At 73.3% G+C, this 23,292-nt stretch carries 23 protein-coding genes; 16 read left to right on the forward strand and 7 right to left on the reverse strand.

Annotation, left to right across the window (positions count from 1 at the left end; all coding sequences use genetic code 11):
* Nucleotides 1-802 precede the first annotated feature (802 nt).
* Together ACWEJ6_RS38950 and ACWEJ6_RS38955 are read right to left on the reverse strand one after the other, a co-directional pair.
* A complete protein-coding gene (locus ACWEJ6_RS38950; protein WP_452430396.1) occupies nucleotides 803-1,861 on the reverse strand; it encodes a Glu/Leu/Phe/Val dehydrogenase dimerization domain-containing protein in 1,059 nt (352 codons plus the stop codon).
* Nucleotides 1,862-2,031: 170 nt separating this feature from the next.
* Nucleotides 2,032-3,891 (reverse strand): trypsin-like serine peptidase, encoded by a 1,860-nt coding sequence (locus ACWEJ6_RS38955; RefSeq protein ID WP_452430398.1) that lies wholly within the window; start codon nucleotides 3,889-3,891, stop codon nucleotides 2,032-2,034.
* A gap of 331 nt (nucleotides 3,892-4,222) precedes the next feature.
* On the opposite strand from ACWEJ6_RS38955, the gene ACWEJ6_RS38960 reads away from it, so the two are divergent.
* Nucleotides 4,223-5,191 carry an NAD(P)-dependent alcohol dehydrogenase gene (locus tag ACWEJ6_RS38960; protein WP_452430400.1) on the forward strand — a complete coding sequence of 323 codons (969 nt, stop codon included), beginning with the start codon at nucleotides 4,223-4,225 and terminating at the stop codon, nucleotides 5,189-5,191.
* A gap of 1 nt (nucleotide 5,192) precedes the next feature.
* Here the strand turns inward: ACWEJ6_RS38960 and ACWEJ6_RS38965 are convergent, their stop codons facing one another.
* Entirely contained in the window at nucleotides 5,193-5,921 is a 729-nt protein-coding gene (locus tag ACWEJ6_RS38965) for a ThuA domain-containing protein (protein WP_452430403.1), read from the reverse strand.
* Between the two features lie 145 nt (nucleotides 5,922-6,066).
* On the opposite strand from ACWEJ6_RS38965, the gene ACWEJ6_RS38970 reads away from it, so the two are divergent.
* On the forward strand, nucleotides 6,067-7,137 hold the full coding sequence (locus ACWEJ6_RS38970) for a hypothetical protein (RefSeq protein WP_452430405.1): 1,071 nt from the start codon (nucleotides 6,067-6,069) through the stop codon (nucleotides 7,135-7,137).
* Here the strand turns inward: ACWEJ6_RS38970 and ACWEJ6_RS38975 are convergent.
* Nucleotides 7,077-7,682: a TetR/AcrR family transcriptional regulator gene (locus ACWEJ6_RS38975; protein WP_452430407.1), complete on the reverse strand. Its 606-nt coding sequence runs from the start codon at nucleotides 7,680-7,682 to the stop codon at nucleotides 7,077-7,079. The two genes, ACWEJ6_RS38970 and ACWEJ6_RS38975, sit on opposite strands and share 61 nt — an antisense overlap.
* Before the next feature lie 115 nt (nucleotides 7,683-7,797).
* On the opposite strand from ACWEJ6_RS38975, the gene manA reads away from it, so the two are divergent.
* Both manA and ACWEJ6_RS38985 read left to right on the forward strand, forming a co-directional pair.
* Entirely contained in the window at nucleotides 7,798-8,967 is a 1,170-nt protein-coding gene (manA, locus tag ACWEJ6_RS38980) for a mannose-6-phosphate isomerase, class I (RefSeq protein WP_452430409.1), read from the forward strand.
* 59 nt (nucleotides 8,968-9,026) lie between these two features.
* Nucleotides 9,027-9,641, forward strand: coding sequence for a flavin reductase family protein (locus tag ACWEJ6_RS38985; protein WP_452430411.1), 615 nt, complete (start codon nucleotides 9,027-9,029; stop codon nucleotides 9,639-9,641).
* A gap of 13 nt (nucleotides 9,642-9,654) precedes the next feature.
* On the opposite strand, the gene ACWEJ6_RS38990 is transcribed toward ACWEJ6_RS38985, so the two are convergent.
* Nucleotides 9,655-10,338: a hypothetical protein gene (locus ACWEJ6_RS38990; protein WP_452430414.1), complete on the reverse strand. Its 684-nt coding sequence runs from the start codon at nucleotides 10,336-10,338 to the stop codon at nucleotides 9,655-9,657.
* A gap of 266 nt (nucleotides 10,339-10,604) precedes the next feature.
* Between ACWEJ6_RS38990 and ACWEJ6_RS38995 the strand changes: the two genes are divergently transcribed.
* The 4 genes from ACWEJ6_RS38995 to ACWEJ6_RS39010 all read left to right on the forward strand — a co-directional run bounded on the left by ACWEJ6_RS38995 (nucleotide 10,605) and on the right by ACWEJ6_RS39010 (nucleotide 13,863).
* A complete protein-coding gene (locus tag ACWEJ6_RS38995; RefSeq protein ID WP_452430416.1) occupies nucleotides 10,605-11,114 on the forward strand; it encodes an N-acetyltransferase family protein in 510 nt (169 codons plus the stop codon).
* A 172-nt stretch (nucleotides 11,115-11,286) separates the two neighbouring features.
* Nucleotides 11,287-12,183: an alpha/beta fold hydrolase gene (locus ACWEJ6_RS39000; RefSeq protein WP_352363708.1), complete on the forward strand. Its 897-nt coding sequence runs from the start codon at nucleotides 11,287-11,289 to the stop codon at nucleotides 12,181-12,183.
* Nucleotides 12,184-12,208: 25 nt separating this feature from the next.
* Complete coding sequence (locus ACWEJ6_RS39005; RefSeq protein ID WP_352328301.1) at nucleotides 12,209-12,670, forward strand: nuclear transport factor 2 family protein; 462 nt, start codon at nucleotides 12,209-12,211, stop codon at nucleotides 12,668-12,670.
* Nucleotides 12,671-12,783: 113 nt separating this feature from the next.
* Nucleotides 12,784-13,863, forward strand: coding sequence for a hypothetical protein (locus ACWEJ6_RS39010; RefSeq protein ID WP_452430418.1), 1,080 nt, complete (start codon nucleotides 12,784-12,786; stop codon nucleotides 13,861-13,863).
* Between the two features lie 51 nt (nucleotides 13,864-13,914).
* Here ACWEJ6_RS39010 and ACWEJ6_RS39015 read toward each other — a convergent pair whose 3' ends face one another.
* Together ACWEJ6_RS39015 and ACWEJ6_RS39020 are read right to left on the reverse strand one after the other, a co-directional pair.
* Nucleotides 13,915-15,165 carry an MFS transporter gene (locus tag ACWEJ6_RS39015; protein WP_452430420.1) on the reverse strand — a complete coding sequence of 417 codons (1,251 nt, stop codon included), beginning with the start codon at nucleotides 15,163-15,165 and terminating at the stop codon, nucleotides 13,915-13,917.
* Entirely contained in the window at nucleotides 15,162-15,542 is a 381-nt protein-coding gene (locus tag ACWEJ6_RS39020; protein ID WP_352330857.1) for a MerR family transcriptional regulator, read from the reverse strand. Before ACWEJ6_RS39020 ends, ACWEJ6_RS39015 begins: the two co-directional genes overlap by 4 nt.
* Nucleotides 15,543-15,826: 284 nt before the next feature.
* Here ACWEJ6_RS39020 and ACWEJ6_RS39025 point away from each other — a divergent pair, with 284 nt between their 5' ends.
* From ACWEJ6_RS39025 to ACWEJ6_RS39060, 8 genes are read left to right on the forward strand one after another with little or no spacing between them, the layout of a single operon-like run.
* Nucleotides 15,827-16,072 (forward strand): hypothetical protein, encoded by a 246-nt coding sequence (locus tag ACWEJ6_RS39025; RefSeq protein ID WP_352363715.1) that lies wholly within the window; start codon nucleotides 15,827-15,829, stop codon nucleotides 16,070-16,072.
* Complete coding sequence (locus ACWEJ6_RS39030) at nucleotides 16,069-16,377, forward strand: Nif11 family protein (protein ID WP_452430423.1); 309 nt, start codon at nucleotides 16,069-16,071, stop codon at nucleotides 16,375-16,377. The genes ACWEJ6_RS39025 and ACWEJ6_RS39030 overlap by 4 nt, the downstream gene beginning before the upstream one ends.
* Nucleotides 16,374-17,903, forward strand: a complete 1,530-nt coding sequence (locus ACWEJ6_RS39035) for a GMC family oxidoreductase (RefSeq protein WP_452430425.1) — start codon at nucleotides 16,374-16,376, stop codon at nucleotides 17,901-17,903. The genes ACWEJ6_RS39030 and ACWEJ6_RS39035 overlap by 4 nt, the downstream gene beginning before the upstream one ends.
* A gap of 6 nt (nucleotides 17,904-17,909) precedes the next feature.
* Nucleotides 17,910-19,517: a GMC family oxidoreductase gene (locus ACWEJ6_RS39040; RefSeq protein WP_452430427.1), complete on the forward strand. Its 1,608-nt coding sequence runs from the start codon at nucleotides 17,910-17,912 to the stop codon at nucleotides 19,515-19,517.
* Nucleotides 19,514-20,215, forward strand: coding sequence for an EthD domain-containing protein (locus tag ACWEJ6_RS39045; protein ID WP_452430429.1), 702 nt, complete (start codon nucleotides 19,514-19,516; stop codon nucleotides 20,213-20,215). The genes ACWEJ6_RS39040 and ACWEJ6_RS39045 overlap by 4 nt, the downstream gene beginning before the upstream one ends.
* Nucleotides 20,212-21,039 (forward strand): type 1 glutamine amidotransferase domain-containing protein, encoded by an 828-nt coding sequence (locus tag ACWEJ6_RS39050; RefSeq protein ID WP_357981149.1) that lies wholly within the window; start codon nucleotides 20,212-20,214, stop codon nucleotides 21,037-21,039. Before ACWEJ6_RS39045 ends, ACWEJ6_RS39050 begins: the two co-directional genes overlap by 4 nt.
* 9 nt (nucleotides 21,040-21,048) lie before the next feature.
* Nucleotides 21,049-22,689: a thiamine pyrophosphate-binding protein gene (locus ACWEJ6_RS39055; protein ID WP_452430431.1), complete on the forward strand. Its 1,641-nt coding sequence runs from the start codon at nucleotides 21,049-21,051 to the stop codon at nucleotides 22,687-22,689.
* Nucleotides 22,686-23,285 (forward strand): DJ-1/PfpI family protein, encoded by a 600-nt coding sequence (locus ACWEJ6_RS39060; RefSeq protein ID WP_397157748.1) that lies wholly within the window; start codon nucleotides 22,686-22,688, stop codon nucleotides 23,283-23,285. Before ACWEJ6_RS39055 ends, ACWEJ6_RS39060 begins: the two co-directional genes overlap by 4 nt.
* Nucleotides 23,286-23,292 lie beyond the last annotated feature (7 nt).

Here is a 23,292-nt window from a genome sequence, read left to right on the forward strand (position 1 = left end):
AAGTCCAAGAGCCGTCCCGGCCTCGGGAGCCGTCCGGGTCGGGAGCCAACAGGGGCGGGGGCCACCGAGGGCGGGGGTTATCGGGTCGCCGGAGACCCGAGGCCCCGCCGGACTCTGGGCCGCCCGTGGTCAGAAGCGTCCACCCAAGTCCAAGAGCCGTCCCGGCCTCGGGAGCCGTCCGGGTCGGGAGCCAACAGGGGCGGGGGCCACCGAGGGCGGGGGTTATCGGGTCGCCGGAGAGCCGAGGCCACGCCGGACTCTGGGGCGCCCGTGTTCAGAAGCGCCCACCCAAGTCCAAGAGCCGTCCCGCTCCCGGAACCGTCCCGGCCTCAGGAATTGGCCGGGGGCGGGGGCGGGGGCTCCCAGATCACCAGAACCAAGAGACCGCCGCCGGAGCTGCCCGAACCTCGGGCACCCCGCCGGAGTGCAGAGCCGCCCGAACCTCGGGCACCCCGCCGAAGGCCGGAAGCCGCACGGACCTCGGGAACGCCGCCGCGCTCTGGGCCGTCCGAGTCCAGGAGCCGCCCCGTCCTCAGGGGTCGCCTGGGATGGGGCTCGGGGCGGGTCGGGCGGGAGGTGCTCGGTCGCCAGAGTCCTGGGCGGCGCCGCCAAGGTCAGAGGCGGCCCGGGTCTCGTGGGCGGCCAACCCCCCAGAATCCGCCACCCACTTGGGGCCGCCCGCTCAGGAGCCGCCGCCCGCTCAGGAGCCGCCGCCCGCTCAGGAGCCGCCGCCCGCTCAGGAGCCGCCGCCCGCTCAGGAGCCGCTGGCCGCTCAGGAGCCGCTGGCCGCTCAGGAGTCGTCCTAGTGGGAGGAGTCCTCAGGGTCGGGGGCCAGTGGTGGGGTGGGGGGGAGGTGCCAGGTTGTCAGGAAGGTCTTGGCCAGGGTGCAGGCGCCGGCGTACGGGCCCTCGGTATGGGACAGGGCGGCGGCGGTGATCTCCGCGACGCGGTTCTCGACCAGGTGGCCGACCTCGTCCGCGGTGGAGACCGTTCCTGCCCGTTCGGCGAGGTAGCCGATCGTGGCACCCGCGCCGCAGACGAAGTCCGCCAGCGTCACCACGCCCCGCTCCCCCAGCGTCCGCAGCCCCCGGGCGGTGTAGGGCACGTTCGCGGCCGGCGCGACCAGGCCGGCCCGCACCGTCGCCGCCCGCCGCGCCGACAGGGTGCCGGTCCGCGCCCCGGGAACCAGCACGTCGGCGGGCACCTCGTACAACGCCTCGGGTGGCAGCACGGGCAGGCCGAGCCGGGTCACGCAGGCGTCGCCGTGCTCGGCGCGCAGTTCCTCCAGGGCCGCGACGTCCAGGCCGGCGGGGTCGCTGACGCACCCGTGCAGGGTGGACAGGGCGACCAGGCGCGCGCCGCGCCGCGCCGCCTCGCGCACGACGGCGCTGCCCACCTTGCCGAAGCCCTCCACCGCGAGCGTCCGCCCGGCCAGGCCGCCGAGCGCCGTCGCGGCGGCCACGACCACGCCCAGCCCGGTGACGACGGTGTCCACCAGCTCGCCGCCGGCCTCCCCGTGCATGATCGAGTCGACCCGGTACCCGGGCAGCGGCGCGAAGTCCTGCGTCCGCGTGCCCAGGTCCGAGGAGGTGAGGAAGGTGCCCTTCTCGACCAGCGGCGCGACCTCCCGGCAGAAGCGCGCCACCGTGCCCGCCCGGTCGGCCGGCGAGGCCCGCAGCACCGCCTTGGCCCCGCCGATCCGCTCGCCGAGCACGGCCAGCTTGTACGTCATCGCCCGCGCCAGCAGCCCCGCCTCCTCGCGGGTGACGTCCGGCGCCAGCCGGGTGCCGCCCGCGCTGACCGGGCAGTCCAGGTCGAAGGCGATGCAGCCGTCCACCGAGACGAGTTCCATGATCCTCATCCGCGCTCCCCGCGTCCGTGCGAACCGTGCCTGCCGCCCAATCTCCGCGCCGCCCGGCCGCCTGTCCATGGGTCACCGTCGATCGGAATGACCGCCCGGAACACGCTCCAGCGCCGGGCCCCCTGGCCATGGGTCAGCCCTGGCCGGGAAGCCCGGACGCCTGTCCAGGGTCAGGGAGCGTTGTATCCCAAGGTGTACGGACCGGTGCCGGAATAGGAGTGCACCCGGTAGCGGTAGTAACCGGCCGCGCCGGTGTAGGTGAGCGTCTCGTCGGCTCCCGACCCGGCGCTCTGCGCGACCGTCGCCCACGTGGACCCGTTCCAGCGCTGCAGGTACAGGTCGAAGTCGGCGCCGGACGGGCCGTCCAGGCACGCCTGGTGCGGGCCGGTGACGGTGGTCTGCAGATACCCGCCGTCGGGCTGGTACTGCTCCGCCCCGGAGGCCAGCGTCCCGGACTTGGTGGTCTCGTAGCCGGAGCAGCCGCCCGCGGCGGCCACGGACAGGGCGAAGGTGAGCGTGTGGGTGGCGGCGGGGCCGGTGGCGGTGACCGTGATCACGTACATGCCGCCGGGCGTCTGCGCGGAGGTGGAGACCGTCATGACGGACGTGCCGCCCGACTGGACGGTGGGCGGCGCGAACGTCGCGGCGGCCCCCGCGGGCAGCCCGGCGGCGGCGAACTGCATCTGCTGGGGCCCGCCGCGCGTGACGGCGGTGGAGATGGTGGTCGTGGTCGACCCGCCCGGCGTGACGCCGCCGCTCGTGGGCGAGAGCGAGATCGCGAAGTCGTCGCCGCCGCCGTTCGGCGGGGTGTTGTCGATCATGCCGGAGATCTCGTTGTACACCTCGGTGATGCGCGTCCCCCAGTTGGGGCAGCCGCCGAGGTGGTGCAGCGCGATCACCTTGTGGCTGGAGGCGGCGATCACCGGGGAGCCGGAGTTGCCGCCGGAGGTGTCGCAGCGGTAGCCGGTGTTGACGCCCGACGACACCACGTCGATCTTGCAGGCCGCGCCGCCCTGCGTGTCCTCGTACAGGGACAGGCGCTTGGGCAGGGTGTCGCCGTGGCCGGGGATGTAGATGCGCTCGCCCGCCACCGGGGGACACGGATCGAGGTACAGGGTGCCGAACTGCTGGATCGCGGCGAAGTCGGCGACGCTGAAGAGCGTGTAGTCGAGCGCTTCGAGTGCGCTGGTCTTCAGGAACTGGCCGCCGCCGACCTTCGTCCCGGCGCCCGGGTTGTCGCCGCCGCAGGTGGCGCAGTCGTAGTCGAACTGGAACTCGCTGGCGCTCAGGTCGGCGGCGCTCTCCATGCAGTGGTGGTTGGTCAGCATGCGGTTGGTGTTGCCGACCCGCCAGGCGGTGCAGTAGCCGAGGCCGTTGAGCAGCTGGCGGGCCACGGCGCGGCTGCGGGCGTACTCGGTGGGGTTGCTGTCCTTGTAGCAGACCACGTCCCGCCGCGCGTCGGTGCCGCAGACGCTGAACGTCCGCGGCGTCAGGGCCGCGGCCTCCTGGGTGGTGTAGCCGCGGAAGTACCGGTCGATGCGCACGCCGAAGCCCTGCCGGGCCAGCCGGACGGCGTTGCGCGGCCCGGACGCGTGCAGGGTGACCACCGCCGTGTCGCCGTCCACGGAGAGCGCGGCGAAGCCGGGGACGCCGTGCAGCGTGTACCCGGAGCCGGCCGGGTAGCGCCCGCGGGTGGGGTCGCCGTAGTAGGTGTGGGTCTCGCGGCCGTCCGGCGAGGCGACGGTGACGTAGTCGCCGGGCACGAGGGTGAGCGCGGCGAAGTGCACCTTGACGTACCGGGAGCCGGGCCGGGTGACGCGCGTGCTCCAGCTCCGTCCGGCGGCGCCGTAGGGCAGGGGCAGGTCGGCGAGCACCTCCTCGCCGGCCGGGGAGACCCGGCTGCCGAGCTGCGCGTGCAGGGGTGCGGCGGCGGGGGCCTGCGCGAGGGCGGGGGCCGGGGTCGCCGGCGCGACGACGGCCAGCGCGGCGATCAACGCCGTGGCCGCCGCTCTCCATCGGGAAGGACTCATGCGGGGGACACCTCACGTGAGGGGTGACCGAAGCAGGCCGCCGATCGCCGGGAGCCGGGCCCGGTCCGGGCGCGTAGGCCGCGCCGGCCAGGGGCCGGCGGAGCCGGCGAACAGGCGGCCCGCCGTGGTGGGGGGTGGGCAGAGGGTAACTCCGCCTCCCATCCGTACCGTTATCGGTAGCGATACCGATATTTCGGGTTATCGGGTGGAAAGCTCCAGCGCGTCACATCAGGCAGCCCTCCCCGAGCCGACTGATGTACAAAATCATTGACATGATGTCCGCCTTCTTTTACGTTCATCATGTCTACTTTCTTTGACATGGAGACCTGCCTTGAAGGCCATCACCCGGCACGTCTACGGCCCCCCGGCCCTCACCGACCTCGACCGTCCCGCCCCCGGCCCCGGCGAAGCGCTCCTGCGCGTGCACGCCGCCTGCCTCGACCACGGCGTCTGGCACCTCGGCGCCGGGCTGCCCTATCCCGTCCGCCTCGCCACCGGGCTGCGCCGCCCCCGCTCGCCCCTCCTCGGCCGCGACGTCGCCGGGACCGTCGAGGCCGTCGGCCCGGGGGTCACCGGTCTGGCGGCCGGCGACGAGGTCTTCGGCGTCTGCGACGGCGCACTCGCCGAGCACGCCGTCGCCCGCGCGGACCGTCTCGTCCCCAGGCCGGCCGGTCTGTCGTCCGAGGCCGCCGCCGCCGTCCCGACCAGCGGGCTGACGGCGCTCCAGGCGCTGCGCGACCACGCCCGCCTGCGCCCCGGGCAGCGCGTGCTGGTCATCGGCGCGGGCGGCGGGGTGGGGACGTTCGCCGTCCAGCTCGCCAAGGCGCGGGGCGCGCACGTCACCGGCGTGTGCGGCCCCGGCAAGGGCGACCTCGTCCGCTCACTCGGCGCGGACGAGGTCGTCGACTACACCCGCCAGGAGCCGGCCGCCGGCCGCCACGACGTCGTCCTCGACACCGCGGGCAACCGTCCCCTGCGGGACCTGCGGCGGATGCTCACCCCGCGGGGCACGCTCGTGATCGTCGGCGGCGAGAACGCCTCCGGCCGCTGGCTGCACGGCACCGGCCGCCAGCTCCGGGCGACGGCGCTGTCGCCGTTCGTCCGGCACACCCTGCGCGCCCCGATCACCCGGACCGATCCGGCGGACCTGCGACACCTGGCCGGCCTCGCCGCGACCGGCGAGCTCACCCCCGTGGTCGGCAAGACGTTCGAGCTGGCCGGCTTCCCCGACGCGATGGATCACCTGCGGTCGGGCCACGTGACCGGCAAGGTCGTCATCGTCATGCCCGGCCCGAGGTAGGTCACCAGTCGCCGGCCTCGACGCGGGTGTTGCGCAGCGGTTCGCCCGCGTCCCCGGCCGGCGTCGCCCACAACACCGCGTTGGCCAGGATCCGCCGCACGCCCGGCTGGTGGAAGACCGGGTAGTTCTGGTCGCCGGGGCTGAAGTAGAAGACGCGTCCCTTGCCGCGCCGGTAGCAGCAGCCGCTGCGGAACACCTCGCCCCCGGAGAAGGAGCTGACGAACACCAGCTCGTCGGGCGCCGGCACGCCGAACGGCTCGCCGTAGGTCTCCTGCTCGGGGATGACCAGCGGCTGGGGCACGCCCGCGGCGATCGGGTGGGCCGGCTCCACCGTCCAGACCAGCTCGCGGTCGGCGGTGTCGCGCCAGTTGACCGTGCAGGTGGTGCCCATGAGGGCGCGGAAGACCTTGGAGTAGTGGCCCGAGTGCAGCACCAGCAGGCCCATCCCGGCCCAGACGCGCTCGCACACCCGCGCCACGACCTCGTCGTCCACCTCCTCGTGCGCCGCGTGGCCCCACCAGGTGAGCACGTCGGTGCCGGCCAGCGTCGCGGCGTCGAGGCCGTGCTCGGGGTCCTGCAACGTCGCGGTGCGCACGCGCACCCGCTCCCCCAGGTGCTCGCGCAGGCCGCCGGCGACCGCGCCGTGCATGCCCTCGGGGTAGCGGCGGCGCACCTCCTCCTCCCGCTGCTCGTGTACGTTCTCGCCCCAGACGGTCACGTTGATGCTCACGCGCGATGTTCTCCCTCCGGACCTTCCGCACCTGCCGTCCGGTCCTTACCCGCCCGTCCGCCGGTTCCGCCTCCGATGGGCGGGCGGAAAATGTCTCGCGGGAGGAAGAACGGTTTGGGTAGGTTCGCCAGTGACCATGGAAGTCATGCGAAGCCGCGCGCCGGACGGCCCTCCTGTCGAGATCGCCTGCGACGAGTCCGGCGCGGAGGGCGAGAAGCTCGTCGGCGGCAACACCGACGTGTTCGCCCACGCCGGCGTCTCCCTCGACGTGGCCGCCGCGGCCGACTGCGTGCGCGAGCTGCGTCTCAGGGCGCCCTCACCGGTCACCGAGTACAAGGCCGGGCACGTGCTGCGCGAGAAGAACCGGGCCACCCTGGTCTGGCTGCTCGGCCCGTCGGGCCCCATCCTCGGGCAGGCCCGCGTGCACCTGACCGACAAGGCGTACTTCGCCGTCAGCAAGGTGACCGACCTGCTCACCGGCCACCACTCCAGCCTCGGCCTCGACCAGGACGAACGCTCGGCCGCCCTGGCGGCCACCCTCTACCAGGAGGGCCGCCACGCCTTCGGCCCCGCCCGCTGGACGGCCTTCCTCGACGCCTTCAACCACCTGCTGCGGGCCAGGAACGGCCGCGGCCCCGAGATCTCCGCCGAGTCGGCCTTCGAGCTGGTCGCCGACCTGCGCACCACCCCCGGCCCGGCCGGCGAGATCATGGACGAGCTGTGGGCCGCCCGGCCGCTCGTGGACGCCTTCACCGCGCGCCTGCTCGACGACCCGCACGTCTTCCCCGCGCTCGACCCGCTGATCCCGGCCATCGCGCACGCGGTCGCCCACTGGGGCGCGGGCGGCCGGCCCGTCTCGGTGGTGCACGACCGGCAGACGACGCTGACCGAGGAGCGCATCGAGCGGCTGCGGCTGCTGCTGGCCCGCCCGGACGGCCCCGCCGGCCCGCTGGTGCTGACCAGCCTGACGCTGGTCGCCTCGCACCTGGACCCCCGCGTCCAGGTGGCCGACATCGTCGCCGGAGTGGCGCGCAAGATCGCCTCCGAGGAGCTCAACGGCCGCGGCGACCCCGAACTGACCGGCCTGCTCCGCCCGTACGTGGACCTCGCGTCGGTCTGGCCGGACGAACGCAGCCGGGCCGCGCTGATCGCGGGTCAGCCGAGCCAGGCGCGCGCCTCGGCGGCGGCCTCCGGGTCGAGCACCGGCTGGGAGTAGACCTCGATCAGCGTGCGCATCAGCAGGCGCTCGCCCTCCGGCGTGGACAGGTCGGCGCCCATGCCGCGGCAGACGTGCGGGTACAGGACCGTGACCGACAGCGCCATCGCGGCCATCACCGCCGCCCGCGCCCGCGGCGGCACGTCGGGCGGATCGGCGCGGTCCCGGTCGGCGGCGGCCAGCCAGCGCTCGCCGAGCCGGGTCATCTCGTCGAACAGCGGCGCGGCCCAGCCCTCGGTCAGCGCCCGCGCCAGATAGGCGCGGTAGGGGCCGAGCGCGGCCACCGGGTTGAAGCCGGCCGGCGGGCGGCCGGCGGCCTCGGCGTTGAGCCGGCGCACCGTCTTCATCAGGTGCTCGTCGCACGCCTCGCGCAGCGCCTGCTTGGAGCCGAAGTGGTGGCGGACCAGGCCGAGCGAGACCCCCGCCGACTCGGCGATGTCGCGGATCGTGGCCCGCTCGAACCCGTGCTCGCCGATGTGCCGGATCGCCGCGTCGCGGATGCGGGCCCGCGCGGTGAGGTCCTCCGGGTCCTGGACGGTTGTCATCACACCACCGATTCGTACAGCGGACTGTTCACGGGAAAAGCATCCTATACCGGCGTACAGCCACGCCCGGCCCCGGTCGCGCGGGAGGGGCCGCCGGCGACTACGCTCCTGCCCTGTGCCGACGTTCGAACTGCCCCTGCGCCTGGACACCACGATCCGGCCCTACGACTGGGGTTCCGTCACCGCCATGCCCGAGCTGTTCGGCACCGAGCCGACCGGCCGCCCGCAGGCCGAGCTCTGGATGGGCGCCCATCCCGCCGACCCGTCGATCGCCGGCGGCGTGCCCCTCGACCGGCTCATCGCGGGCGACCCCGTCGCCGCCCTCGGCGCGCCGGCGGTCGCGAGGTTCGGGCCCGCGCTGCCGTACCTGCTGAAGGTGCTCGCGGTCGCGCGGCCGCTGTCGCTCCAGGTCCACCCCACGATCGCGCAGGCCGAGGCCGGGTTCGCCGCCGAGGAGGCGCGCGGCGTGCCGATCGGCGACCCGGCCCGCACCTACAAGGACCGCTCGCACAAGCCGGAGATGGTCTGCGCGGTCACGCCCTTCCACGGGCTGTGCGGCTTCCGCTCCCCCGTGATCACCGCCGGGCTGCTCGCCCGGCTCGGCGTGCCGGGCCTGCAGCCCTGGATCGACGCGCTCGCCGTCCGGCCCGCCGGGCAGGCCCTGCGCACGGTCTTCGCGCAGATGCTGGACGACGCCTCCGCGCCGCTGCGCGCCCAGGTCGAGGACGCCCTCGCCGCCGGCTCCGACCCGGACCTGGCCCCGTACGCCGACATCGCCGCGGCCTGCCCAGGCGACCCCGGAGTCGTGGCCGCCCTGCTGCTCAACCACGTCGACCTGCGGCCCGGCCAGGCCCTCTACCTCGGCGCCGGCGTGCCGCACGCGTACCTGGGCGGCGTCGGCGTGGAGATCATGGCCAGCTCCGACAACGTCCTGCGCTGCGGGCTGACCACCAAGCACGTCGACGCGCCCGAGCTGATGCGGGTGGTCGACTTCACGCCCGCCGAGCCGCACCTGGTCGAGCCCGAGCGCCCGGCCGGCGGGGAGCGGCGCTACGTCCCGCCCGCCCCCGAGTTCGCCCTCACGCGTTACGACCTCGGCGAGGCCGCCTCCTTCGAGCTGCCCGCCGGGCTGCCCCGGATCGTGTTGTGCCTGGAGGGCGAGGCCCGTCTCGGCGAGCTGACGCTGCGGCCGGGCGAGTCGGCGTTCGTCCCGGCCGTCGCGGGCGCGAGCCTGTCCGGCAAGGGCGTGGCGTACACGGCCCAGCCAGGCGCCTTTACGATGTAGATCAGCGCGACGGGGACATTTCGGCCGGCGGTTGAACGTCGTCTTCCTAGGCTCCTGCCATGAACACGGCAACCCTCGGCCACGTCGCCATCGAACCCAGCATCCTCTACTTCGGCACCCCGGTCGTGCTGCTGAGCACGGAGAACCCCGACGGCACGGCCAACCTGGCCCCGATGTCGTCGGCCTGGGCGCTCGGCCGGACCGTCGTGCTCGGCCTCGGCGCCGACGGGCAGAGCGCGCGCAACCTGGCCGAGCGGCCCGAACTGGTCGTCAACCTGCCGGCCCCGCACCTGTGGCCGCAGGTGGAACGGCTGGCGCCGCTCACCGGCCGCGACCCGGTGCCCGACACCAAGGCGGCCGGCTGCCGCTTCGAGCCCGACAAGTTCGGCGCGGCGGGCCTGCGCCCCGAGCCCTCCGAGACCGTACGTCCGCCGCGCGTGGCCGAGTGCCCCCTCCAGCTGGAGGCGGCCGCGACGCGGATCATGCCGAACGAGTCCGAGGACTTCGTCATCGTCGAGGCCGTCGTGCGCAGGGTGCACGCCGACCCGCGGATCGTGATCCCCGGCACCCAGCACGTGGACCCGTCCGCGTGGAGCCCGCTGCTGTACAACTTCCGCCACTACTTCGGCCTCGGCCCGGAGCTCGGCCACTCCTACCGGTCGCAGACGGCCTGAGCGCCGCGGCGGGTCAGCCGGCCCCCGAGGCGCACCCGGCGTACGACCCGACCGGCGACGAGACAGACGACTGTGCCGAGGCCAGCGCAGAGGGCTCCTCCAGCCCGCGCGGCGGCGGCGTGGGACGGTCGGCCGCCACGGTCAGCACGAGCGGCCCGAACCGGCGCCACCACCCGTGCGCCACCCCGCGCCCGCCCGCGCGCACGGTCAGCCCGCTCCACCCGTCGCGGGGCCGCCCGCAGCCCAGCGACACCTCCAGCGCCCGGTGCTCGGCGCGGCGCAGCACCTGCGCCGCGCTCTCCTTGGCCGACCACAGCAGGCTGCCCAGCAGCGGGTCGTCGCCGGCGATCCGCTGCTCCTGGCGGGTGAACCGGTCGGCGACGAACCCCGGGCCGCGCGGCTCGACCAGTTGCAGGTCGCAGCCGACGGCCCCCGGCTCCAGGCCCAGCAGGCACACCGCCCATCCGGCGCGGCTGGTGACCGAGATGCCCACCGGCAGCGGGCGGCCGTCCCGCCACGCCTGCGCCGCGCCGTCGGGGCGGCGCCGCACGTCGGGGTCGCCGGCGGGGCCGGGGCAGACCAGGTGCAGCGCCTGACTGACGGTCCAGCGGGCGAGCGGGTGCTCGGCGGGCCGCCCGTCGCCCGTCCGGTCCTCCCCCGCCGGGAGTTGCCCCTCCCCGCGAGCCAGCCACCTCATCGAGCCTCCATTCCGCGCTCCCGCGCTACGGATGACCTCCGGCCGCGGCACGGCGGCCGGGATCGCGTGATCGACCGACCCGGCCGCCACGCCCGGACGGCCGTCTCGCGCAGCTTCTCCGCCCGCACCTCCTCGAACGCCTCGAACGTCTCGAACGCCTCGCGCGGCGGCGGACGCGCCGAGCGCCGCCCCGCGTGCGTGCATACCCGTACGTGCCCGCGCTCCGCCGCCGGACACCCGTGGGACCTCTCGACTAGTGTGATCTTGTGACCGGAATTTTCACAGTGTTCCCAGCCTCGCCGGGCGACGGTGAGACGCTGGGAGAGATCCACGCCGAATCCTGGAAGGCCGCCTACGCCGGCTTCTTCTCCCCCGACTTCTTCGACCAGGCCGTGCGCCACCGGCGCGGCAAATGGCACGACGTGCTCGCCGAGACCCCGGCGGGCCTGGTGCTGGCCGCGCTCGACGGGCGCCGGCTGGCCTTCGCCCACTTCGGGCCCTCGCCGTCCCGGGCGGGCGCGGCGGAGCTCCTCGGCTTCTACGGCCATCCCGACGGCTGGGGCACGGGCGTGGCCGCCGCCCTGATGACCGACACCCTGCGCCGCATCCGCGACGAGGGCTTCACCCGGGTGCACCTGTGGACACTGCGCGACACGCCGCAGGCCCGCCGGTTCTACGCCAAGAGCGGCTTCACCGAGTCCGGCGCGGCCCGCACCCACGACTACGGCGACGGCAACCCCGTCGAGCAGGTCGAGTACGAGCTGTCCTTCCGCTGACCGCAGCCTCCTTCCCACGCGTGCCGACTTGACAGAGTTCCCCGGCGTATTTCGCGGTGAATACCCCGGCGCGGGCTCTTTCGTTGACCGTCTCCATGGCCCATGGCAACCATTCTTGAGTATGGCCAAGCGGGCACGAGAAACGGTCGAGTGATCGCGTGAGAGGAATGGCATGAGCGCGAATGCTTTGTACGCCGGTCGAGACTGGAAACTCGACCACGACAAGCGAGTCAAGGTCAGCAACGCGGAACTTCGTTACACCGTCGTGGGGCGCGGCGAGCCCGTCCTGTGCATCCACTGCACCTCCATTTCGGACGGTCTCATCACGCCGCTCCTGAAGTACAACCCGGAGCTGCTGGACAAGTACCAGTTCATCAGCTATTACCGCGCCGGTTACAACGGCAGCACGCTGGAGAAGGACAGCCTCAGCATCGAGGAGGGCGCCGAGCACGCCAAGCAGCTCCTCGACCACCTCGGCATCGACAAGGCGCACGTCATGTCGTACTCCTTCGGCGGGGTGATCGGCTTCCAGTTCATGCTCTCCTACCCCGAGCGCACGCACTCGGCGGTGCTGCTGGAGCCGTACCTGCCGCGTGAGGGCGCCGAGGCCGAGAAGGCCAACAACGACGCCGTGATGACGGCCATCGAGCTGGTGCAGAAGGGCGACAAGCTCACCGCCGCCTGCGACTTCATGGCCGCCGTCTGCGGCCCGAGCTACCTCGGCTCCGTGGACATGACCTGCCCCCTCGACGTGTGGGAGCGGGTCGAGGAGTGCGCGGACGTCACGTTCAAGGTCGACTTCCCGGCGCTGGGCGGCTGGGGCTTCCGCATGTCCAAGGCCGACCAGCTCGTGCCGGACAAGCCGCGGATGCCGGTGCTGGCCGTGATGGGCCTGGACAGCGAGGCGGCCATGCCCGGCTTCCGCGAGGCGCAGCACTTCCTCATGAACTGGCTGCCCCAGGCCGAGCGCTGCGGCATCGTCGGCGCCACCCACGGCCTGCAGATCATGAACCCGAGAGCGGTCGGCGAAGGCGTCTCGGCCTTCCTCGCCAAGCACCCGATGCAGTAGCACCCGAGGCAGTGAGAGGAGAGCAATGTCGGATCTGACGGCTGAGCGACTGGCGGCGGCACATCAGGCGCTGCGGTCCGGCGACCGCGAGCGCGCGCTGGAGTACTGGCACCCCGACGTGCGGTTCCAGTCCCCCGGCAACCACCCGTACGCCGGCTGGCACGACGGCCTGGACGCCTTCATGGGCTTCATCAAGACCTGGCAGCGGCTGGCCGGCGGCACCCTGCGCATGGAGCAGATCGCCTGCCTGGTCAACCCGGTGGACGGCTACACCATCGACGTCAACCGGTGCACCGCCGTGCGCAAGCGCACCGGCTCGGACGGCACCTCCTTCTACGAGCACCTGCAGATGGAGGGGGTGGACCTGATGCGGTGGGAGAACGGCCGCATCGTGGAGGGCCGCGGCGGCATCTTCGGCGACGGGACCGCCAACTTCAGCTCGTTCTTCGGCCCGATCGGCCCCGACGGGCGCAGATCCGACGACTGAGCGGGCGATCCCCGGCGGGCCGGTCGGTACCGGCCCGCTTTCTCGTGCCCGGGGCCCGTCCCGGCCCTTCTTCGTGCCCCTTTTTCCGCAGGAACGCGCCCACAGGAGAAGACATGACCCGTTTCCGTGGCGTCCTCCGCGCCTCCGCCGCCGCCCTGGCCGTCATCGCCGCGCTGGCGGCGGCGACGCCCGCCCAGGCGCTGCTGGCCCCGTCCTTCCGGGCCGTGGACCCGCCCGGCGACCCCACCACCCTCTGGGAGGTGGACGTGCTGGACGCCGCCCACGCCTACGCCGTCGGCTGGCGCGGCTACGACGGCTCGCCGGACACCTCCGTGCTGCGCTGGGACGGCTCGTCCTGGAGCAGGCTGCCGCTCACCGCCGGGTACGACGTGCCGAGCCCGTGCTGCGTCGCGGCCGTCGCGCCGGACCAGGTGTACGTCACCGGCAGCAGGACCATCGCCGACGTCTCCTGGCCGCGCTCGGCGTACTGGAACGGCTCGGCCTGGTCGGAGATCCCGCCCCCGCCCGGCTGGACGCCCCGGCTGCCCGGCGACGAGTGGACCGGCCCGATCGCCGCCACCAAGGACGGCTCGCTCTGGTCGATCAGGTACAAGAACACCGGCGGCACCGACATCCTGCGCCTGCGCCAGGGCTCCTGGACGGTCTACCCGCGCACCGAGAACCTGGGCCTGCTGCGCGCCGTGGACGGCGGCGACCAGATCGTCTTCGCCGCCGAGAACGGCGTCGTCCTGTGGGACGGCACGGCCATGCGCTCGCTGGGCAGGCCGGGCGTCAGCCCCCGGGGCGTGTACGTCGAGGGCCCCGGCCGGATCTGGGTCAGCGGCTACCAGCCCCGTCCCAACCGGCCCGCCACCCCGGCGATCGCCCGCTACGACGGCGCCCGCTGGACCGTCTCGGCGCTGCCCGGCGACGCGGACACCGCGAGCATCAGCGGCGACGGCGAGGGCCACCTGATCCTGCCGAACAGCGGCGGCACCACCGCACCCGCCTACCTGTACTTCGACGGCGCGTCGTGGACCCGGGTCAGCGGCCCGGCCCGCCCGTCGGCCGGGTACGCCGGCGCGTACGCGGTGGACCGGGTGCCCGGCACGTCCACGATCCTGTCGGTGGGCGGCGCCAACGTGACCAACCTGACCGGGTTCGCGATCAGTGAGCTGATCAGCCCCCGCTGAGCGGGCGGCACGGACCCCGTGAGCGGGGAGGGACGGCAGGCCCCTCCCCGCTCACGCGCGCCCTCGATCCGCGCCGCCGGCGCGGATCGCCGCGAGGAGCGTGCCGGCCAGCAGCAGCGCCGAGGTGACCGTCAGGACCACGCCCAGCCGGTGCAGCCCCTCGTCGGTGGCGCGCTCGCCGTAGGTCACGCTGATCAGCAGCGCCGAGCAGATGGCCCCGGCGTACTGCGAGGTGCGCAGCAGGCCGGCGGCCATGCCGATCAGGGCGGGCGGCGCCTGGGCGTACATGGCGGCCTGGTTGCCGACGATGTTGAGCCCGTTCTGCACCCCGAAGACCATGCTGAGCAGGCACAACGACAGGATGGACGCGCCGCCGTCGAGCGCCGGCAGCCAGGCGCAGCCCGCCAGCAGGGCCGCGGCGCCGGCCGGCAGCATCCAGCGCGCCCGGCCCGACGCGCCGTCGGCCCGCGCGGCCAGCCCCGAGACCACCGCGCCCACGGCCGAGGTGGGCATCAGCAGCAGCCCGGCGACCGCCGCCGTCAGCCCCCTGCCCTGCTCCAGCCACTGCGTCCAGCCGTACAGGAAGCCGTAGGTGGCCATGAAGGTCACCGCGTTGCGCAGGTAGGTGACCAGCAGCGGCCGGTTGCCGGCCAGGTCGCGCAGGCTGCCGCCGCCGCCCGCGCCGGAACGCTCGTACGGCTCGTCGCGCGGCAGCCACAGCAGCGCCGAGACCACCCCGGCCACGGCCATCGGCAGGTTGACCAGGAAGATCCAGCGCCAGCCGCCGAGCGCGTCGAGCAGCCCGCCGAGCGGCGGCCCGAGCACCATGCTGACCTGCCCGGCCATGGCCAGCGCGCCCATCACCGAGGCGGGCGCGGCGCCGCCGGACCGCTGCGACCTGCGGCGGACCATGCTCATGGCGGCCGGGTAGGCGGCCGAGGTGCCGAGGCCGATCACCACGCGGGCGGCCACGAGCAGGCCGAGGGTCGGCGCCCAGTAGCCGAGCAGCCCGCCGGCCGCGACCGTGACCAGCCCGGCCAGGTAGACGCGGCGCGGGCCGAGCCGGTCGGCCAGCCGGCCCAGCACCGGCTGGCCGACGGCGGTGGCCAGGTACAGGGCCGACACCAGCCAGGAGGTGGCGTCGGCGCCCACGCCGAAGTGGTGGGCGATGGGCACGAGCGCGATGGCGATGATCGAGGAGTTGATCGGGTTGAGCAGCGAGCCGACCGAGACCGCCGTGACGAAGCGGGGGCCGAAGGCGGCCTGGCCGGGCTCGCTGTCCGGCCGCGGCGGCGCGGTCACAGCTGGTACTTCTCCTCTAGCTTCTCGTAGATGTCGATCTTGTAGTCGATGGCGGCCAGGTCGTCCTTGAGCTGGTCGATGCGCTTGGCCACCTCCTCGCGGTGGGTGAGCAGGATCTGCTTGCGCTCGGCGGTGGTGCTCTCGCCGGCGCGGACCAGCTCGGCGTAGCGGCGGACGTCGGCGATGGACATCCCGGTGCCGCGCAGCCTGGTCAGGAAGCGGATCCAGGCCAGATCACGTTCGGTGTAGCGGCGGTGCCCGTTGCCGCCGCGCGGCGGCGTCTCCCGCATCAGGCCGGCTTTCTCGTAATAGCGCAGCGCGTGGGCGCTGAGGCCGGTCTCGGCTGCGACTTCCGCGATCGTCAGGCTCTGACTCATACCGATCATTGTCGCCCTTCGAGCGCGATCCAAGTCAAGTGCATTCGCCGGAATTCCGGTGAATGCGGGTTCGGACTTGACGGAATGGGACCGGCTACCTCCATACCGCCCGGTCACCGCCGGGCGGCGCGTTGACGCGTTTTCCGGCGGCTGAACATGATTCATCCGTAGCGCCGGACGAAATGGTGGTGCCAATGGCGAAGAGCGAATTCGTGAGATTCCTCGGCGACCTCCGGGAGAATCCGCAAAGACGCGCTGAGTATAGCGCGAGAAATCTCAGTCAATTGTTGTTCCACGCCTCCGACGAGGGCTTCCGGTTCACCGCCGAGGAGCTGGTGTCGGTGGTCGGGGCCCTGGAGATCGAGGTCATCGTCGCCAAGGACGGCGAGTCCGTCGACGGCGGCAGCACGCTCTGGCGGCACATGTGGGGCAGGCGTTACCTGGACTACCTGCTCGATCACGTGGTGGCCAGGTTCGGCGAGCAGGAGCTGCGCGGGTTCGCGGCCGACGAGAGGCGGCCGGTGGCATGAGCGGGACGAACCTGATCGCGTTCCTGCGCCTGGCGGGCTCGCGCGCCGACGTGCTGGAGTCGCTGAAGGCGAAGAGCAAGGCGGAGGTCGTCGCCGCCGCGGCCGAGCACGGGCTGCCGTTCTCCGAGGACGACTTCAACGGCGTGGTGTGGGAGCTGGAGGAGCGCCTGGCCGACCTGCGCGGCGACGCCTTCGACGCCACCTTCCCGCTCTGGCGGACGATGTGGGGCCAGCACTACCTGGAGTTCCTGGTCGGCGACCTGCTGCCCGCGCTGGAGCGGGCCCGGCTGCTGGAGCCGTCGTGAGCGCCTACGACTACATCGTGGTGGGCGCGGGCAGCGCCGGCTGCGTCCTGGCCAGGCGGCTGCTGGACGCGCTGGGCTGCCGGGTGCTGCTGCTGGAGGCCGGCGGCCCGGACGACGCCGAGTGCGTGCACCGGACCGACGTCCCGTCGATGACGTCGATGTGGGGCTCGCCGGAGTTCGTGTGGGACTACGCCAGCACCCCGCAGCGGGAGCTGGGCGGCCGCGTCGTGCCCATCCCGCAGGGCCGCGTGACGGGCGGCGGCAGCTCGGTCAACGCCATGATGTACGTGCGGGGCAACCGCCGCGACTTCGACGGCTGGGCCGCGCTGGGCAACGACGGCTGGTCCTACGACGACGTGCTGCCCTACTTCAGGCGCTCGGAGGACTACCCGGGCGGCTCGCCGGAGTACCGGGGCGGCGGCGGCCCGCTGAAGGTCGTGGACTACGGCTCGCCGTCGGACGCCTCGCGCGCCTTCGTCCGGGCGGCGATCGCCCGCGGCCGCGCCGACGGCACGGGCGACTACAACGGCCCCCGGCAGGAGGGCCTGGCCTTCTTCTACCAGTCCACCCGGGACAAGGACGGCCGCCGCTCCAGCACGTCGGAGGCGTTCCTGCGGCCGGTGCTCGGCGAGCCGAACCTCACGCTGGAGACCGGCGCCGTGGTCACCCGCCTCACCGTCGAGGGCGGCCGGGCCACGGGCGTGGAGTACGTCAAGGACGGCCGTACGCACCGGGCCACGGCCGCGCAGGAGGTCGTCGTGGCCTGCGGCGCGCTGGGCTCGCCGGCGCTGCTGCTGCGCTCGGGCCTCGGCCCGGCCGCGCACCTGCGCGAGCACGGCGTCGAGGTGGTCGCCGACCTGCCGGGCGTGGGCCGCAACCTGCAGGACCACGTGCTGTTCGGCATCGGCTACGAGAGCCTGCGCGAGCTGCCCTTCCCCGAGCTGCTGGCCGAGGCGGGGCTGTTCACCAACGTCCTGGGCGGCGACGGGCCGGACCTGCAGTTCTTCTTCGGCCCGGTGCAGTTCATCGACGACCGGTACAGGACGGACGGCCCGGGGTTCACCTTCGCGCCGATCCTGCTGCAGCCGGAGAGCAGGGGCGAGGTGCGGCTGCGCCCCGGCGACCCGCTGCGTCCCCTCGTCGACCCGCACTACCTGGAGGCCGCCGCGGATCTGCGGCTGCTGACCGAGGCCGTCGTCCTGGCCAGGGAGCTGGTCTCGGACGCCGCCTTCGACTCCCTGCGCGGGCGGGAGCTGGCCCCCGGGCCCGGCGTGACGAGCCCGGCCGCCCTGGCCGAGTACGTGCGGGCCAGCGCCTCGACCGTGTGGCACCCGGCCGGCACCTGCCGGATGGGCCGCGACGACGAGGCGGTCGTCGGGCCCGACCTGCGGGTCCGCGGCGTGGACGGGCTGCGCGTGGCCGACGCCTCGGTCATGCCGGTCATCACCCGGGGCAACACCAACGCGGCCACGATCATGATCGCCGAGAAGGCCGCCGACCTGGTCGCCGCATCGGCGCGGAGGTGAGCTGAGATGACACAGAGCTTCGACTTCGTCGTCGTCGGCGGCGGCACGGCCGGATCGGTCGTCGCCGCCCGGCTGAGCGAGCTGCCCGGGGCCAGCGTGCTGGTCCTGGAGGCGGGCGACACGAAGGTCACGGACGCGGTCGAGGACCCGAGCCGGTGGAACGAGGTGCTGCTGACCGAGCTGGACTGGGCGTACATGAGCGAGCCGCAGCCGGGGCTCGGCGGACGCCAGGTCTACTCGGCGGCGGGCCGCGGCCTGGGCGGGACCTCGAACGTCTACCACATGATCCACACGCGCGGCCGTCCGGCGGACTTCGACGCCTGGGCCTACGACGGCTGCCCCGGCTGGTCCTACGCCGACGTCCTGCCCTACTTCCAGCGCCTGGAGGGCCAGCGGGACACGACCAACCCCACGGCGGGCCACGACGGCCCCATCAAGATCGTCAACGCCCGGGACATGGGCAACCCGGTCTCCCAGACGTTCGTGGACGCCTGCGTGGAGCTCGGTTACCCGCAGGTCGAGGACTTCAACGCCGACAGCTTCGGCGTCAGCTGGCACCACGTCGACATCGACGTCGACAAGGGCACCCGCTGCGGGGTGCGCGCCTCCTACCTGGAGCCGGCGCTGGAGCGGCTGAGCGTCGAGGTGGGGGCGCTGGCCACCCGGCTGCTGTTCGAGGGCGAGCGCTGCGTGGGCGTGGAGTACCTCAAGGACGGCGAGCTGCGGACCGTCCGGGCCGAGCACGAGGTGATCGTCAGCGCGGGCGCGATCCAGTCGCCCAAGCTGCTGCAGCTGTCCGGCATCGGCGAGGCCGGGGCGCTGGCCGCGCTCGGCATCCCGGTGGTCGCCGACCTGCCCGGCGTGGGCGCCAACTTCCACGACCACCCGCTGGTCATCGGCCCGATCGGGTACATGGAGGAGGCCGCGCCCGACCCGCGCGGGCAGGTCACCGAGGTCGGCCTGTTCTGGGGGTCGGAGCCGGGGCTGCCGGTGCCCGACATGGAGATCTGCCTGGTGCACCGGGCGCCGTTCGGCGACCAGTTCTTCGCCAACGTCATCAAGCGGGTGGAGACCGGGCAGCCGCTCACGCCGGTGCGCGAGCTGGTCGACCCGAAGATCGTGCTCACCCTGCCAGGGCTGGTCCGCCCGCTGTCACGGGGCAGCGTACGGCTGGCCGGCACCGACCCGACGGCCTACCCGCGGGTCAGCGCGAACTACTTCGCCGAGCGCTCGGACCTGGAGCGCACGGTGACGATGGTGCAGATCGCCCGCGACATCTACGCCAGCTCGGCCTTCCGGCGCGACTGGGGGCTGACCGAGGTCGCGCCCGGCCCGGACGTGCGCACCCGGGAGCAGCTCAGCGCCTGGGTGGTGGAGAACGTCGGCTCGTACTACCACTTCGCCGGCTCCTGCAAGATGGGCTCGGACAGCCTCGCCGTGGTGGACACCCGGCTGCGGGTGCGCGGCGTCGAGGGGCTGCGCGTCGCCGACGCCTCGATCATGCCGACGATCGTCTCGGCCAACCCCCACACCACCACCGTGATGATCGGCGAGCGCGCGGCCGAGTTCGTCGCGGCGGACTTCCTCCCGGCCCGACAGGAGGCCACGCGATGATCCACCAGTTCATCTTCGGCGCCCCCAAGCCCGGCTTCACCGCCCAGCAGTTCCAGGACTACTGGGTCAACGTGCACGCGGTGAAGTTCGCCAGCAAGATCAAGCAGATCAGGCAGTACCTGGTCGACACCCGCATCCCCTTCGAGGGCGACGTGGGCCGGCCGGCGCTGCCGCACCAGGGCATCGCCGAGATCTGGCTGGCCAGCGCCGAGGAGCAGCTCGCCTCGCTGCAGAGCGAGGAGTTCCTCCAGGGCGCCCGGCTGGACGAGCCCAACTGGGCGGCGTTCTGGTCGACGATCGTGGTGGACACCGTCGCCCACGAGCTGGTGCCCGGCCCCAAGCCGCGACCGGACAGCTGGGTGAAGGTCACCACGCTGATCAAGCGGCGGCCCGGCCTGCCGCTGGACACCTACCGCAAGCAGTCCCTGGAGTCCTACGCCGCCGCGGTGGCCGGGCTGCCGGGCCTGCGCAGGCACCTGCACTGCCACACCGTGGACGGCGCGTACACCTTCGGCGAGGCCGGCTTCGACGCCGTGGACCAGCTCTGGTTCGACGACGTGGACGCGCTGCGCGCCGCGCTGGCCTCGGCCCACCACGCCCGCCGGGTCAAGCCGGAGCTGGAGGCGATCGCCGACCCGGCCCACGTGTTCTCCATGACCTGCAAGGAAAACTGGATCATCCCCGGGGAGTCGGCATGACCAAGCGCGTTCTCGTGATCCTCTCGGAGTTCGGCTACTGGGGGGAGGAGCTCGTCGGCCCGCTGTCGGCCTTCGACGAGCGCGGCTACGACGTCGTGTTCGCCACGCCGACCGGCAAGCAGCCGCACGCCCTGCCGCCCAGCATGGACCCCGACTACGTCGACCCGCCGCTCGGCCGCTCGGTCACCACGCCCGAGGTGGCCAAGCTGACCCGCGACCTGGACGAGTCGGGCCGCCTGGCCAACCCGCTCAACCTGTCGGCCTGGGCGCCCGAGCGTCCCTACACCAGCAGCCCCGACTACCTGCGCCGGCTGGAGTCCTACCACCGGGCGGTGGCCAAGCTGGAGGCCGAGCTGGTGCCCTACGACGCGGTGCTGATCGTGGGCGGCAGCGGGCCGATCGTGGACCTGGCCAACAACGAGCGGGTGCACGAGATCGTGCTCGCGTTCGTGCGGGCGGGCAAGCCGGTGGCGGCCGAGTGCTACGGCGTGGCCTGCCTGGCCTTCGCCCGCGACTGGGAGGACCGCAAGAGCATCATCTGGGGCAAGCGCGTCACCGGCCACTGCAAGGAGTACGACTACAAGGACGGCACCGGGTTCCTCGGCGTGCCCGACTTCAACATGGGGCCGCCGCCGTACCCGCTGGAGTACATCCTGCGGGACGCCACCGGGCCGGAGGGCCGCTACATCGGCAACTTCGGCAGGGAGACCTCGGTCATCGTGGACTTCCCGTTCGTCACCGGACGCTCCACGCCCGACTCGTTCCTGACCGGGCAGAAGATCGTCGAAGTGCTCGAGGGCGGCCTGCGCCGCTTCGGCTGGTGATGGCGGGCCATGGCCAGGGACGGCAACACCGCGATCATCGAGCAGTTCCTCAGCGACGGCATCACGTACATGTTCGGCAACCCGGGGACGGTCGAGCAGGGCTTCCTCGACGCGCTGGAGGGCTTCGAGGACTTCCACTACATCCTCACCCTGCAGGAGACGGTGGCGGCCGGCATCGCCGACGGGTACGCCCGCGCCACGGGCGGCCCCGCGCTGCTGCAGCTCCACAGCGGTGTGGGGCTGGGCAACGCGATCGGCATGCTGTACCAGGCCAAGCGGGGGCACTCCCCGCTGGTGGTGGTCGCCGGTGAGGCCGGGGTCGGCTACGACGCGATGGACGCCCAGATGGCCGCCGATCTCGTGGCCATGGCCCGGCCCGTCACCAAGCACGCCATGCGCGTGATCGACCCGGGCTCGGTGCTGCGGGTGCTGCGCCGGGCGGTCAAGATGGCGATGACGCCGCCGCGCGGCCCGGTGTTCGTGGCGCTCCCGCTCGACGTGCTGGACCAGCCCAACCACGAGCCGGTCCAGCCGTCGGTGGTGCCGCACTCGGCCGCGCTGCCCGCCCCCGAGCTGGTCCGCCGGGCCGCCGGGCTGCTGTCCGGCGCCCGGTCGCCGATCATCCTGGCCGGCGACGGCGTGTCGGTCTCCGGCGCGCAGGCGGAGCTGACCCGGGTGGCCGAGCAGCTCGGCGCGGACGTGTGGGGCGTGGAGTTCTCCGAGGCGAACATGGACGGCCGGCACCCGCTCTTCCGCGGCCAGCTCGGCCACATGTTCGGCCAGGTCAGCGCGGACGCCGTCAAGGACGCCGACGCCGTGCTGGTGGTGGGCACGTACCTGTTCCCCGAGGTGTTCCCGTCGCTGAGCAGCCCGTTCGGCGAGGACGCGCGGATCGTGCACATCGACCTGGACTCGTACGAGATCGCCAAGAACCACCCGGTCACGCTGGGCCTGGTGGCCGACCCCCGGCTCACGCTGGCGGCGCTGTCGGCGGAGCTGGAGGGCACCCTCAGCAAGGCCGACCAGCGGGCGGCGGCGGCCCGGCTGGCCCGCCGGACGGCGGCGCCGCGCCCGGCGCCGGCCGAGGACTCGATACTCAACGCGTTCATGCGCGAGCTGGCGGCGCGGGCCCCCGAGGACGTGATCGTCTTCGACGAGGGGCTGACCGCCTCCGGCGTGATCGGCTCCTACTTCCCGCCGCGCGGGCCGGGGAGCTGGTTCCTGACCCGCGGCGGCTCGCTCGGCGTGGGCATCCCGGGGGCGATCGGCGCCAAGCTCGCCCGTCCGGACCGCACGGTGATCGGCTTCACCGGCGACGGCGGCAGCATGTACACCTTCCAGGCGCTGGCCACCGCCGTCCGGTACGACATCGCCGCCAAGTTCGTGATCTGCAACAACCACAGCTACCGGCTGCTGGACAACAACATCGAGGAGTACTGGCGCGGCCGGGGCATCCCCGGTCACCGCTTTCCTCGCTCCTTCGACCTCTCCTACCCCGACCTCCAGTTCACCGACCTGGCCAGAGGCTGCGGCGTGGACGGGCTGCGGGTGGAGAAGGCCGACCAGATCGAGGAGGCCGTCGAGCGGCTGCTCGGCCACGACGGCCCCTTCCTCATCGACCTCGTCACCGAACCGGGGAGGCCATTGTGAGCGGCATCGAGCCACGGGCCGGCGCGGCGCTGAACGGCCGCAAGATCGCTGTCCTGATGGAGAGCGACTACGTCGAGCCGGAGATCTTCTACTACGAGCGGCGCTTCGCCGAGGCCGGCGCCGAGGTGCACTTCATGACCCGCCTGTGGGGGCAGCCGTCGATCACCTTCACCGGCCACGAGTGGCGGGTGCCGTTCACCGTGGACCGCGGGTTCGAGGGCATCAGCGACCGTGAGCTGCGCTCCTACGCCGCGGTGATCGTGCCCTCGGGGATCGTCTCGGACCGGCTGCGCTTCACCGACGACGTCAACCGGCTGGCGCCGGCCACCGCGTTCGTGCGGCGGGCGCTGGAGGAGCCTTCGATCATCACGGGCGTGATCTGCCACGGCCTGTGGCTGATGGCCGCCGCCCCCGAGACGATGCGCGGGCGCAAGGTCGTCGCGCACAACAACCTCGTGGGCGACGTGCGGAACATGGGCGCCGAGTACGTGGACCAGGACGTGGTCATCGACGGCAACCTGATCACCGGGCGCAGCGTGTACCACTGCCATCTGTTCGCCCACACCATCATCGGCCAGCTCGCCGAGACGCTGTAGGAGCAAC

The organism is Nonomuraea sp. NPDC004702 (assembly GCF_053601695.1).